Annotated in this window: 14 protein-coding genes; 3 read left to right on the top strand and 11 right to left on the bottom strand. The window is 46.1% G+C overall.

Annotation, left to right across the window (positions count from 1 at the left end):
* Positions 1-47 precede the first annotated feature (47 nt).
* Positions 48-947, top strand: a complete 900-nt coding sequence (locus CKW00_RS09210) for a DMT family transporter (RefSeq protein WP_095822335.1) — start codon at positions 48-50, stop codon at positions 945-947.
* A gap of 131 nt (positions 948-1,078) precedes the next feature.
* Here the strand turns inward: CKW00_RS09210 and CKW00_RS09205 are convergent, their stop codons facing one another.
* Entirely contained in the window at positions 1,079-1,837 is a 759-nt protein-coding gene (locus tag CKW00_RS09205; RefSeq protein ID WP_095822334.1) for an SDR family NAD(P)-dependent oxidoreductase, read from the bottom strand.
* Between the two features lie 75 nt (positions 1,838-1,912).
* Between CKW00_RS09205 and CKW00_RS09200 the strand changes: the two genes are divergently transcribed.
* Complete coding sequence (locus CKW00_RS09200; RefSeq protein WP_095822333.1) at positions 1,913-2,545, top strand: YczE/YyaS/YitT family protein; 633 nt, start codon at positions 1,913-1,915, stop codon at positions 2,543-2,545.
* Positions 2,546-2,591: 46 nt separating this feature from the next.
* Here CKW00_RS09200 and CKW00_RS09195 read toward each other — a convergent pair whose 3' ends face one another.
* From CKW00_RS09195 to CKW00_RS09170, 6 genes are all read right to left on the bottom strand, one after another.
* Positions 2,592-4,691 (bottom strand): TRAP transporter permease, encoded by a 2,100-nt coding sequence (locus CKW00_RS09195; RefSeq protein ID WP_095822332.1) that lies wholly within the window; start codon positions 4,689-4,691, stop codon positions 2,592-2,594.
* Complete coding sequence (locus CKW00_RS09190; protein ID WP_095822331.1) at positions 4,688-5,197, bottom strand: DUF1850 domain-containing protein; 510 nt, start codon at positions 5,195-5,197, stop codon at positions 4,688-4,690. Before CKW00_RS09190 ends, CKW00_RS09195 begins: the two co-directional genes overlap by 4 nt.
* Positions 5,198-5,291: 94 nt before the next feature.
* Positions 5,292-6,281 (bottom strand): TAXI family TRAP transporter solute-binding subunit, encoded by a 990-nt coding sequence (locus CKW00_RS09185; RefSeq protein WP_095822330.1) that lies wholly within the window; start codon positions 6,279-6,281, stop codon positions 5,292-5,294.
* A gap of 186 nt (positions 6,282-6,467) precedes the next feature.
* The gene (locus tag CKW00_RS09180; protein ID WP_143544242.1) at positions 6,468-6,911 is read right to left on the bottom strand and encodes a hypothetical protein; all 444 of its coding nucleotides are present in this window, start codon (positions 6,909-6,911) and stop codon (positions 6,468-6,470) included.
* Between the two features lie 25 nt (positions 6,912-6,936).
* On the bottom strand, positions 6,937-7,815 hold the full coding sequence (dat, locus tag CKW00_RS09175) for a D-amino-acid transaminase (RefSeq protein WP_095822328.1): 879 nt from the start codon (positions 7,813-7,815) through the stop codon (positions 6,937-6,939).
* Between the two features lie 79 nt (positions 7,816-7,894).
* On the bottom strand, positions 7,895-8,359 hold the full coding sequence (locus CKW00_RS09170; RefSeq protein ID WP_095822327.1) for a hypothetical protein: 465 nt from the start codon (positions 8,357-8,359) through the stop codon (positions 7,895-7,897).
* Positions 8,360-8,642: 283 nt separating this feature from the next.
* On the opposite strand from CKW00_RS09170, the gene CKW00_RS09165 reads away from it, so the two are divergent.
* Positions 8,643-9,365, top strand: a complete 723-nt coding sequence (locus CKW00_RS09165) for an SDR family oxidoreductase (protein WP_008592202.1) — start codon at positions 8,643-8,645, stop codon at positions 9,363-9,365.
* A gap of 154 nt (positions 9,366-9,519) precedes the next feature.
* Here the strand turns inward: CKW00_RS09165 and CKW00_RS09160 are convergent, their stop codons facing one another.
* The 4 genes from CKW00_RS09160 to CKW00_RS09145 form a co-directional block, all read right to left on the bottom strand.
* Entirely contained in the window at positions 9,520-10,230 is a 711-nt protein-coding gene (locus CKW00_RS09160; RefSeq protein ID WP_158221303.1) for an anti-sigma factor domain-containing protein, read from the bottom strand.
* On the bottom strand, positions 10,227-10,946 hold the full coding sequence (sigI, locus tag CKW00_RS09155; RefSeq protein ID WP_233129760.1) for an RNA polymerase sigma-I factor: 720 nt from the start codon (positions 10,944-10,946) through the stop codon (positions 10,227-10,229). The genes CKW00_RS09160 and sigI overlap by 4 nt, the downstream gene beginning before the upstream one ends.
* A gap of 234 nt (positions 10,947-11,180) precedes the next feature.
* Entirely contained in the window at positions 11,181-11,981 is an 801-nt protein-coding gene (locus tag CKW00_RS09150; protein WP_332889061.1) for a S1C family serine protease, read from the bottom strand.
* Positions 11,982-12,146: 165 nt separating this feature from the next.
* The gene (locus CKW00_RS09145; RefSeq protein ID WP_095822324.1) at positions 12,147-12,971 is read right to left on the bottom strand and encodes an aldo/keto reductase; all 825 of its coding nucleotides are present in this window, start codon (positions 12,969-12,971) and stop codon (positions 12,147-12,149) included.

The following is a 12,971-nucleotide window of genomic DNA, read 5'->3' as shown; positions in this document are numbered from 1 at the left end:
GGAAAGTGAATTTTTTGGAAAGGGTTAAGGAAAGAGGAGGAAGAGTTATGTCTGACCGGAATAAAGGGATATTGTTACTGCTTATATCAGCGCTCGGTTTTTCTATGATGGGGGCTTTCGTTAAACTGTCCGGGGACCTCCCCACTGTGCAGAAAGCTTTCTTCCGAAATATAGTGGCAGCTGCCATAACACTTGGATTCGTGCTCAAGCACAAAGACAGGATTTTCGGAAAGCGGGAGAACCAGAAACTGCTTCTTTCCCGCTCCTCACTTGGAGCAGTAGGGATTGTAATGAATTTCTACGCTATCGATAATCTCGTCCTTTCCGATGCGGAAATGCTGAACAAACTGAGTCCGTTCATTCTTATTATTTTCTCCGGCATCTTTCTTAAGGAACATGCACGGAGGTATCAGATTGTTTCTATTATCATCGCTTTTCTGGGAACGCTGTTCATCATCCAGCCGGAGTTTTCTGTCCAGGTCCTTCCTTACATTATCGGGGTGCTGGGAGCGGTTTTTGCTGCCGGAGCTTATACTATGCTGCGGGTACTCGGAAATAAGGAGAAACATTATACGGTAGTCTTCTACTTCTCCTTCTTTACTACCGTGCTGCTTCTCCCTTTTACAATATTCTTTTACGAACCGATGAGTGTACAACAGTGGATTTTTCTTTTACTTGCCGGCGCATTCGCAACGGTAGGCCAATTCGGAGTTACGCTGGCCTACAAATTCGCCCCGGCCAGTGAAATTTCTATATTCTTCTATTCCACTGTGGTATATTCCGCCCTGCTCAGCATTGTACTGTTCGGACAGATTCCTACATTGTGGAGCGTCATCGGCTACGTCATTATATTCAGCGCTTCGTTCTATATGTTCCTGAAAAATAACCATATAGATAAAAAACAGCTCGCCCGGCAGGAAGAAAAGAAAGCATTCAGGTCTTCCTGATCCCGGCAGGCTGTGAGTGTCGGAGAAGCTGTACCATGTTCTTTTATCATTGCGGAAGTAACAGAGACAAAAGACCGGACAATCCAGTGTCCGGTCTTTTGTCTCTGTTTTATTATTTCTTTGAACTCATTTTAATATTTATCAATGTAATCATACAGTTTATAGACTTCGCCGTTTTGTACCGTTTCCTCCCTAAGGAGATTGCGGAGAACTTCAGCCACCCGTTCCGGAGAAGTCAACTCCCCCTTTTCTTTCAGTTCCCGGAACTTTTCTACATCTTTAAATGAGTCCTCGGATGCAGAACGTATTTCTTCCTGCATATCCGTATCCATTACTCCGGGACTGTAGGCGAGGATCATATGACTCTTCTGTTCCTGTTCTTTGGCCGTAACGGCAGTAAAACGATCAATAGCGGCTTTTCCGGCACTGTACACGCTCCAGCCTTCCGTCGTCTTTCCGGCAGCCCCTGAGGTGATGTTCACCAGTGTCAGAGGCACTTCCCACTCGTTCGCTAATCCGAGAATATAATTGGCAAGCAGAACAGGTACGGAGACATTCAAACGTATATGACGATCTACGGCCGGTATATCGAGGGCTCCGACTTTTTCAATCGGCCCCACCATCCCTGCATTATTAAGAAGCGTAAGTGTTTCCACATCCTCTCTCTGCAGATAATTGTGGACTGCTGCAAGCGTATTATTCGTAGCCGCTTCATCTGTAAGATCACATTCGTAATGACGATAAGAGACACCGCAACTGTCGGCGGTTTCTTTTAACGTTCCGTTATACGTACGTGAAATGCCGATCACCGACACCCCGTCTTCCATCCACCGTTTTGCCACTGCTTCTCCAAGGCCTTTCGAGTCCCCTGTAATAATAATGAATTTCACAGTTTTTCCCTCTTTTCTTTACAATCTTCCTTCAAATAAGTATGCTATTATCAGCTTATGTTAAAGGAGTCTTCTATGGTCTACTTGTTTTTAGCTCTCATATATTCGGCCGGTCTGCTCGTCTCGAGTCTCGGTCTTGCCCTCATAATTAAATCGAATCTCGGGGCCGGTCCCGGCGACAGCATAGCTGTAGGTTTATCGTATCATACCCCCGTCACTGTTGGAACGTTTATGATTATCGCATTCACAATTCTGCTCATCGTCAATGCGATTCTGGAAAAGAAACGTCCTCAATATGAGTCCCTGATACCGAGTATTATCCGTGGACGCACACTGGACTTTTTCCTTTATGGAACTTTGGAAAACGTAAACCCCGACGCCTGGTACTCGCAGGCCGGTATCTTTGCACTTGGTATCCTTGCCACGGCCGTAGGAATCTCCTTTTACTTACGCACACCGTTTCCGAGAATCCCGCTGGACCATTTCATGATGGTGATGAACAATCGAACGAACCAGTCCAAAGGGGTCGTTCGTAATCTGATGGAAGGGGCTATGGCCCTCACCGGATATTTACTCGGCGGCCCGGTCGGAATCGGCACTGTAATGGTCGTCTTCCTGCTCGGTCCTCTTATCCAATGGACTTTCCCTCTGGCACGACCCGTCGCTTTTCTATGGTCCGATGCACAAAAAGCAAGAAACGCAGAATAATTTCTGTCGCCTCTTGCTTTTTCTGTTTCATTTCACCTGCTTACGTTCAAGCGTCCTGACGGGTCGTTTTCACAACCGGTACGCCAAGTCCGTCTTTTTTAACCAGGAATTGAAGAGCAAGGAGGATAGCAAATATGCTCAATCCGATAATGTCGCTCCAAAGTTCCGGGTAAATGAGTGTGAGTCCTCCGAGAACTGCCGGTATCCGTTCATACCATTCCACTTTTCTGAACCAGTATCCGACCAGTCCGGCGCCTATAGCCATCATTCCGGTTATGGCTGTGAACAGAATCCATGAGACTTCCCCGACGTTCGTATCGATCATCAACAGTTCCGGTGAAAGTACGAACATGTACGGGATGATGAAGGCGGCGATGGCAAGTTTCGCCGCGTTCAGCCCGGTTCGTATCGGTTCGGAAGACGCAACACCGGAAGCTGCGAACGCCGCAAGCGCTACAGGCGGAGTGATATCCGCTATAATGCCGAAGTAGAAAACGAACAGGTGAGCTGCCAGATCCTGCACCCCGAGAAGAATGACAGCCGGAGCTGCAATCGTGGAGGTGATGACATAGTTAGCCGTCGTCGGCGAGCCCATACCGAGTATAATGGCGGCAATCATCGTAAAGAAAAGCGTAATCAGAATCTGACCGTCCGCAAGAGCGACAAGGCTGTTGGCGAGCTTCAGCCCAAGTCCCGTCTTCGTTACCACTCCTACGATAATACCTGCCGCCGCCGTAGCTGCCACGACCCCAAGAGCCGTTCTGGCACCACTTACGAGAGCCTCAATCGTATCCATAAGATTCCCGTCGAAAAGGTAGCTCACTATAATCGTTACGAGCGTGCCGGCAATAATGGAGTCAAGGACGGAGAATCCGCCCTGCAGAAGGCCGTAAATGCCGAAACCGACAAAGCCTGCGGCAAAGGTAGCGACGTACACCTTCCTGAATTTCTCCTCCCGCAGCAGACCTACCAGTATGACAGTCAGTATGCCGTAAAGGGCGGAACGCATAACACTTACCCCGCTTGCCAGAAAGACGACGATAGCCACAATCGGCAGTAGCAGGTAAAGTTTTTTCAGAACTTCTTTTTTATCCGGAATATCTTCATCCGGCAAACCGCTCAGACCCGTTCTTTTAGCTTCGAAGTGGGTCATAATCCAGATACCGGTAAAATACAGAATCGCTGGTATGAGAGCCGCTTTGGCAATCGACCAGTAGTCGATTCCGATAAATTCGATCATAAGGAAAGCCGCTGCACCCATAATCGGAGGCATGAGCTGTCCCCCTGTAGAAGCTGCCGCTTCCACTCCCCCGGCAAATTCCCGGCGGTATCCGAGTTTTTTCATCATCGGGATAGTGAAAGACCCGGACGTAACCACGTTCGCAACGGAACTTCCGCTTATTGTCCCCTGGAGGGCACTGGAGAAAATCGCAACTTTCGCAGGTCCCCCCGTTCTTTTACCTGCCAGAGCAACAGCCAGGTCATTGAAATACTGCCCCACTCCCGTCTTGACGAGGAAAGCCCCGAACAACAGGAACAGAAAGATGAACGTGGAGGAGACGGCGATTGGTGTACCGAGAATCCCCTCGGTAGTAAAGAACATGGACTGCACGAGATTATCGAGGTCCACGCCCCTGTGTACGAGAAAACTCGGCATCTGGCGACCCCAGTACGCGTAAGCGAGGAAAAGTGCCGCGATAACCGTAATTGGTATACCTACGGCTCTCCTTGTAGCTTCAAGTACGAGCACTATCGCCAAAGCTCCCACGTAAAAATCAAGCTGGGTCATGTCGCCGGCCCGGAGGACGATATCTTCATAAAACAGCGGCCAGTATAAACCTACTCCGCCTCCGAGAATGGCGAGACCTATATCGTACCACGCAATTTTACCTTTATTTCTGTTCTTCTTAGTAGCGGGATATAATAGAAAAATCAGTACAAGACCGAAGCCTACGTGTACGGAACGGAGAATCTGAGCCTGGACCTGGTAGACGGTCGATGTAAGCAACTGAAATACGGAAAAAGAAAGCAGTAAAATAAATACTATTTTAGCTATCTTTCCGGTGAGTTCCCGGACGCCGGACTCGGGGTCATATTTCTCCATAACTTCTTTCTGTTTTTCCACTGATTCGTTAGTTTCACTCATTGCAGCTTCACTCCTCTCCACAATTCCAGATTAGAGACATATGCAGGGGCGATACGCACCCAGCTCCCAGCCTCAATGGAATCTTTAAGTAAATAAGAATTATCATGATAGTTAATAGTATGTTCCGCCTTCACCTGACCTATGTTCAGGTCTAAACTGGAATGCGAACCCTGAAGATTTGTGATGTAATATTTCCCGTTCTTCATTTCAAACGACTCCCCCTCCCCTGCATTGGAAGGCATGCCGACCGCCGTGTCCTCATATATAAGCCGGACAGGCTTTAAAGAACGGCCTTTCATTTCATACTCTTCCACCACCCTGGACAAGTGAACAGAGTGGATGAATTGAAGCTGAAAATGATCGTTTTCGGATACAGGCAAAAAATATACTCTTTCTTCCCCGGGCATCGTAGTTACAGTAAGCACGTAGCGGCAAGGAATGAATATCCAGGCCAGCAGGATACCGACTGCCAAGACAGTCAGCACTGCGACTATCCATTTTTTCATAGTATCCCAGTCCTCTTGTCAGAGACGAAAAGGGACTGTACCGGACAGTATCCTGTCTGACAGTCCCTTTCCTTTTCTCTGCTATAGGCTTTTCTTACTGTTCATCAAAATATTTTTTCGCTCCGGGGTGAAGATCGATACCTACACCTTCCTGAGCACTCTCGGCAGTAATCTGCTCCCCTTTGGCATGCTGAACCTGATCCGTGTTTTCGAAAATAGCTTTCGTCATATTATAGACGAGATCTTCGCTTAAGTTGGAATCAGTTACAAGCATAGCCTGAACGGCTACCGTACTTACCGCTTTTTCAAGTCCGTAAGTACCTTCAGGAATTTCGTCCTGAGCATAGTATCCGTACTCGTCAATCAGTTCTTTGACTTTATCTTCTTCCACAGGAACGATGTTGACATCGGAAGTAGCCGCCAGACTCTCTACGGCACCCGTCGGTGTACCGGATGTAATGAATGCCGCGTCAATCGTCCCATCCTGGATTCCGGACGTAGAGTCGTCGAAAGCAAGGTCGCGGGCTTCGATATCGTCTTCAATCGAAAGACCGTGAATGTCCAGAATGTTCTCTGCGTTCGCATGCGTTCCGGATCCGACCGCCCCTACGGAAACCACTTTGCCTTCAAGGTCTTCCACTGATTCTATTCCTGTATCAGCCGTCGTTACGATTTGGATAGTTTCAGGGTAAAGAGTTCCGATTGCCTGAAGATTTTCAATCTTTTCATCAAACATAACTTCTCCGTTCTTTGCGTAAGAAGCGATGTCTGTCTGAGTGAAGGCGAGCTGGCCGTCGCCGTCACGCATGGATTTCATATTTTCTACAGAAGCTCCTGTAGACGTAGCGTTCGCTTCCAGATTATCTATTTCACTGGTCAGGATATTCGCAAATGCTCCTCCAAGCGGGTAATATGTACCCTGCGTTCCGCCTGTGAGGATCTGCACGAACTCTGTATCTCCGCCTTCGCCGCCTTCACCGTTATCGGAACTTCCTTCGTCGTTACTCGAAGTACCGCCGCCACAAGCAGCCAGTACAAGAGAAAGCGTTCCCATCAATAGGAATAATAAAAATCCTTTTTTCATAAAATTACCTCCTGTAATTATAGTATGTGAACTTATTCATCTTTCGTACGATAAGTTTGAAACCGTTCTTTCAGTGCGTTGCAGCAAAAATAAGATTCGGGACCAAAATATATTCTACACGAAAGTAGGGCGGGTAAAAAGAATTTTTTCACATCTTTGTCACCCGCTTCGTCGGACTTTATGTCATCAATCTTCCCACGTTAAAGCCCACAACCCGTTCTTCTCCAGTTTCTCTTCCACTTTCGCTTCTATTTCTAATTGTTTTTCCACTTCTTCTTCCTTCAGCGGGCGATTCATAATCTCCTCCCCAAAGGCATCGATCATTTCTTTCTGGCTCAGTTTTTCAATAAGCTGATCCCAGAAACTATGTTCATCGTATTCCTGCACGTAGCGTTCCATCCACGTATTTTCCGTTTCCTGATTCAGTTCATAAACGTCCGCATGGGGCTGGTATTCCACTTCTTCCTGCATGGAATCTTTGTAGTATTCAGCCAGCACAAGATTCCGTACATCTTCGAACTCTTCGTTCAGTTCCTGTCTCGGATAATTGACTATCCATGTGGAAAGAAACATGGAAGCCACCATTGTCCGAAGCTGTTCCTTTGAAACTTCTATAGAATGATAACTCATTGTGTTCCCGCCTTTTCTGAAAGTATTATTCTCCTGAAAAAATCGCTGCCGTTCCCGTAATTCCCGCATCTTTTTCATAAGATGCCTGCAGCTTCCTCGTTACCGGACCAGGCCGGCCATCGCCGATCGTCACCTCATCAACCTTAGTCAGGGGCTGCACCTCCGAAGTACTGCTCGTCATAAATACCTCGTCCGCGCCTTTGAAGTCTTCTATCCGGAAAGCTTCTTCTATAAACGGAATGTCCGCTTCCTTGCAGAATTCCTCTATTTTCATGCGCACGCATCCGCCCAGGATCCGTTTCGTTGCGGGGTGGGTATATACCTTCCCTTCCCGCACCAGGTAAATATTTGAGGAACTTCCTTCCGTCACCATTCCGTCTTTATGAAGAATCGCTTCTTTTGCGCCCAGTTCCTTGGCGTTCTGCTTGGCGAGAACGTTCGGAAGCAGATTCAGGCTTTTTATATAACACCATTCCCACCGTATATCTTCCATGGTAATGGCAGAGGCGCCTTCTTCCAGCGAGTCAGTGTCGCGGGCGAAATCTTTCACGTACGCATACAGATTAGCTTCGGTGTTAAGGGGGAATGCGTGGTCCCTCGGTGCTGAACCTCTCGTAAGCTGGAGATACATCGTTGCATCATTACGTACACTGTTTTTATTCAGAAGTTCATGCAAGTGAGCGTATAATTCCTGTTTCTGAAAAGGTACGTCTATTTTGATTGCTGCTGCAGAACGGTAAAGACGTTCAACATGCTCGTCGATAAGATAGTATTCCCCCTCATAAATCCGGATAACTTCGTACACTCCATCACCGAACTGAAGGCCTCTTTCTTCGAAGGGATAACTCAGGTCATTCTTATCCACGAACTCTTTTCCTGTCAGAATCCAATCGTATAAACTCATATATAAACCTCCTGTCAATCTTTAGGGACGATCCACGAGGACCCGTCCATATCGTCTTATCTGTTCGTTGTTCCCCTGCTCAGAAGGGAAGATTCCAAAAGATATGTACAGTAAAAACGTACACAAGCTGGATTCCTGCAAAGAAAAGCAAAGTAACAGGGAAAAGCAGCTCTTTCCCCGGCGTTTCCCGTACACTTTTTTTCAGAATAATTATAGTAACCAGGGCTATTACGTAATACAGAAAAAACCACAGCCAGCCGGCGGATGAATCTTCACCAAGACCGATTTCATACGCAACAGCAAGCATTGCCCAGGTGACAAGAAAAGAAGCAGTTCCTATGAATATCCATTTTCTCCGCTCATCTTTTGTTACAGCAGTAACTGCCGTAACAAGAGTCATTACCCCCGTCACTTCACTTAAGGTAACATACACTCTCTGCACAGAAGCCGTTTCCATAGTGACGATACTCAGCAATATTAAAAATGCCAATAAAAAAATGCCACCGACCGTCAGCCTTAACCAGGTCCTCTCTTTCATAGCCAAAGCGAATCTCTCCCTACAGTTCAAACTTTATTCATTATAGCACAGGAGGAAAAAAACTTTCTTTACCTGAACGCTATTCTTTCAAGAAATTGAACATGTTATTTCCAATCATATGATATTCTGTTAAATAGGAGGGAAGAATCCCCTCTTTTACCGGGGGAGCAGTCAGGGGTTGATTCTTTTCCGGAAAATGACGAAAATAATAGTAGCGTAACCAGGTGAAGCGACACTTCAACTGGTCATCATCTATCCAAACTTACAACCTGCAGAGGAGGAGCTTTATATGAAGAATGAAATCGTTGTAATCACTGGTGCTTCACGCGGTATAGGCCGGGCCGCAGCTTTCCATTTCGCCAAAGCCGGAGCGCGGCTCACTGTAACCGGAAGCTCCGAAGATATATATGATACGAAGAAATCTCTTGAAGAGGCCGGCTTCAATGACGTAATTGCTCTCGTAAGCGATGTCACCAGGGAAGGTGCGATGGAACAGATCATCCACTCCACCATCAATACGTATGGTCGTGTAGACGTCCTCATCAACAATGCCGGTGTGGGAAAATTTCAGGCTCTGGAGGATATCACGCTCGAAGAATGGAAAAAAATGTTCGAGGTGAACGTACAGGGCGTATTCCTCGCTACTAAATCTGTCATCCCACAAATGAAGAAACAGCAATCAGGTACCATTCTGACTGTAGCTTCCGATGTCTCCCGTTATTCGATACCGGAGAACGGGTCATTGTATACTGCCACCAAATATGCCGTGCAGGGCTTTATGGGATCCGTCGCTCAGGAATTAAAACCTTTTGGTATACGGGTCGGGACGATTAACCCCGGCATGACGGACACGAATTTTGCCGGAGGTACAGAAGGTGATCCGGAGAAAAAAGACTGGTTGAAAGCTGATGATGTAGCTGCAGGACTACTGCACATGGCTTCTGCCCCGAAACATATGCAGGTGGACGAAATGCATATCCATCCATTAGCCCAGGACTATCCAAGACCGTAAGTGTATATGCATCCGGTCCTTAAACAAAAGAAGCAGTCAGCAGAAGCAGTATTACACTGCTTCTATTGGCTGCTTCTTTACTTCTTTCCTATTATAACGAACGTATTAATGCATCGATACGAATCGTCTTCCAGAGAAACATCTCTACAGCTGCTTAATCTTTCTTCGACTCGAAAAACACCCGAATCAAATCTTTCACATCATCTTCAATCTCAGTAACCTCTTCACTTGCGGTAATTCGTTCATTAACTAAAGAATTCACAGTCTTCCCGACTTTTTCGGCTTCTTCCTTCCACTTGTACGGAACAGTATAAACAGCAGCCTCGTAAGCTTCCTCTTCCTGAGCGAGAAATTGCTTTACTTTTTTACTGATATCCAGCTCTTCCTTCCCCGCTAAATAAGAAATACCTAAAAGTACATTTTCTTCTTCGGAAGTACCGTCACCATTGACAGCTTCACATAACTCTGAAGTTACGGCAGCCAGTTTCTTTCCTTCCCATTCTTCCATGTTTTTTATGATGACCCGAGCTTCGTCATCAGCAGCTTCCAACGAGATAACCTCAAGCTCCCGATTTATCTTCGCCTCGAAACTCGGATTAATGTCTATATTCACGTAAGCGTAGGTTTTATCATTTCCATACCATAAATAAGCAGGTACGAAAGCGAGAAGAAAGGCCAGAACAATCGCAAAAGCACTGAACTTTTTAGGAGGCATCCAGTTGAATGAAAAGCCGGGCTTCTTTTCGTAAAAAGCTTCTTCTCCTACTTCTGCATCAGGGATTTTCCGGGCTTTTACAAACTCACCTTCGCTGGTGAGCACAATAGTCGAACGTACTTTATGTTCAAGGACTACTCCCTTCTTCACACATCTACCCCCTTCAGATAATCTTTCAGATATACGTAGTCACCTGACAGTATAAGCACAAGAGAAATAATATACTTGCGATTCCGCTCTAACGTCTTTTTACTTACAGTGACTTTGTCACTCAATTCTTTGATCGGCAAACGACCTTTACTTAATACTTTAGTACGTAACTCCTCGTTATGAAAAACTATATGCGCTACTTTGAGGGCAGATTCTCTTGCATCTCTGTGCCTTGGGGCAGCTTCTGTCAGTTCCTTAAAAGACAGGCGGAAATGACGGAGCTGCTGCTGAAATTCTTCGATTTCCGTTCTCCGGTACCACGCTTCCGTTTCCACTTCGAATTTCTCTCTGGAAATCTGAACTTCAGCAGGGCTTTCCGTTTTTTCTTCCTGGTCATTCAGATTATTTATAGAAGTCATAATTATAGGGGAGGTCTGCTGACGGATGTAATCGATTACCCTCCGTTTGATGACCAGCTTTGCAAAGGAAAGGAAAGCAGCACCTTTATCTATGACATAGGAATCGATTGCATCATTGAATGCTATAAGCCCTATGCTGAATTCATCGTCCCGGGAAGGACTGATATATTTCTTGCATACTTCCGAGACACATTTAGCAACGAAAGGTTGATATTTGGAGATTAATTCGTGTCTCATCTCCTCATCCCCGAACTGGGCCGCAGTCACCTGTGTCTCCAGGGCAGACTCTTTATTCATAAACAGATGTACGCTCAACCTTCTTCACCCCCGGCTGTTAAATGTTTTCATTACAACCACCAATACAGTGGCAGCATTTTTATTAGAATTGTTTCATCAATTTAACAAACATATATTCGTTACTAAGTCGTGCGATTCACAACTTGATGAAACTATTTTACTAAACGACGGGGGTGTAAGCGAGAACACACTGATTACATTTTTTTAAAATTTTGTTGCAGACAATAATGATTATTATCTGTTCACTTCATGAAAATGATCCACCGGGACTGCCAGGCCCACTTTCCCATGGTCGTCCGTCTGCAACGTTGCAAATACGATTCCTGTGACTTTCCCTTCCTCATTGATAACCGGGCTCCCGGAATTCCCCCGGTATACAGGGGCATCCAGCACCAGCACTTTCTCTTCCCACCCCTCAAGTTCTTTCATCCCTATGATTTCCCCTTCATTCGCAATCCTTATGAACCGCAGCGGGTTTCCGATAAATCGGATAGGCGGGTTCCCCTGAAACTGGGCCCGGTCCGCAAGTTCGAGATGAGGCAGGCTCTTACCTGATACTTTCAAAACAGCGAGGTCTATTTTTTCATATTTTTCTACGACCTCCGCTGAATAAAGACCTTCTTCTTCAAAGGAAACCGAGATTCTTTTTTCCCCTTCTATGACGTGATGATTAGTAAGTATTTCCCCGTCGGACGTGTAAGAGAAGCCCGTTCCTTTCTTTTCCCCCGCTTCCACCACTACCACAGATTCTTTGTATTGACGAACGTCTTCATCAGTGTATAACTTGGCCGAAGTAATAAGGAAGTCTATAGCCGGGATGGAAAACGTACGGGGGATGGCACTGATTACACTTAAAAACATGAAAAAAGCTATCAATATAATCAGCCACTTCGAGAAAGGGTTCCTTTTTTTCCTTTTTTCTGTACGGTCCCTGCGGGGGTAGGAATTTTCTTCTTCCATCAGTTCTGCCATTTCTTCTTCATCCAGGTCCTCTTTCAGATCTTCATCCATCTGCTCGTCGTCTCTCCAGCTCACGGGCTCACCTCGATTCTTACGTTAATTTTATCACTGAAGTCATCTTTTGAACATTTCCGGATATTCCCCGGGAAATTTTTCGTCTTTTGCTACAAAAACAGACGCGCAGATCGATTTCATCTCGATCCACGCGTCCTGTATAACCGCTATGTGGTTCAGGGAACGTCAGTCATATGGAAATTCATCCGGATGTTTCCCCTGACGTTCATTCCGGTCCATTTCGTCAATTTCATTTATATCTTCGGGACTTAGTTCAAAATCGAAAACGTCGGCGTTCTCTTTTTGACGTTTGCGTCTGGTGGACTTCGGAATAGTGATGATTCCGTGCTGAAGCCCCCAGCGGATAATAATCTGAGCAGGCGTTTTATTATGCTTCTCCGCCAGTGATTGCAGTACGGGAGAATCCAAATATCTGGCTCTACCGAGAGGAGCCCATGCTTCCAGCTTTATATCTTTTTCAGAACAGAAGTCAAGCAGGCCTTTCTGGTAAAGGCGCGGGTGGAATTCCACCTGGTCGACGACCGGCATTACTTCCGCTGTCTCCAGCAGTTTTTCCAGGTGATGTTCCTGAAAATTACAGACGCCTATCGCTCTCGCACGTCCCTGGTTATAAAGGTCTTCAAGAGCTTTCCACGTATCCTGAAATTTACCGGGAACCGGCCAGTGAATGAGGTATAAATCGACATAATCCGTCTGTAATTTATCAAGGCTGCGCTCAAAAGCTTTAATCGTTTCTGCGTAACCCTGCTCATCGTTCCACACCTTCGTCGTTACAAAAATTTCTTCTCTCGGTATGTCCGACTCTGCGATAGCACTCCCCACTTCCCTTTCATTTCCATAAAAAGAGGCAGTGTCGATATGGCGATATCCGAGGTCAAGAGCTGTGGAAACAGTTTCTTTCGCATCTTCCTGCTCCACTTTGTAAACACCCAGACCCAGCTGAGGGATTTTCACTCCATTTGATAATGTAACCGTGGATTCCAAATTCAT

Origin of the sequence: Salimicrobium humidisoli (assembly GCF_002295105.1) — a bacterium.
GTDB lineage: Bacteria > Bacillota > Bacilli > Bacillales > Halobacillaceae > Salimicrobium > Salimicrobium humidisoli.
The sequence above is the reverse complement of the archived record's forward strand: the minus strand, read 5'-3'. Positions and strand labels throughout refer to the sequence as shown.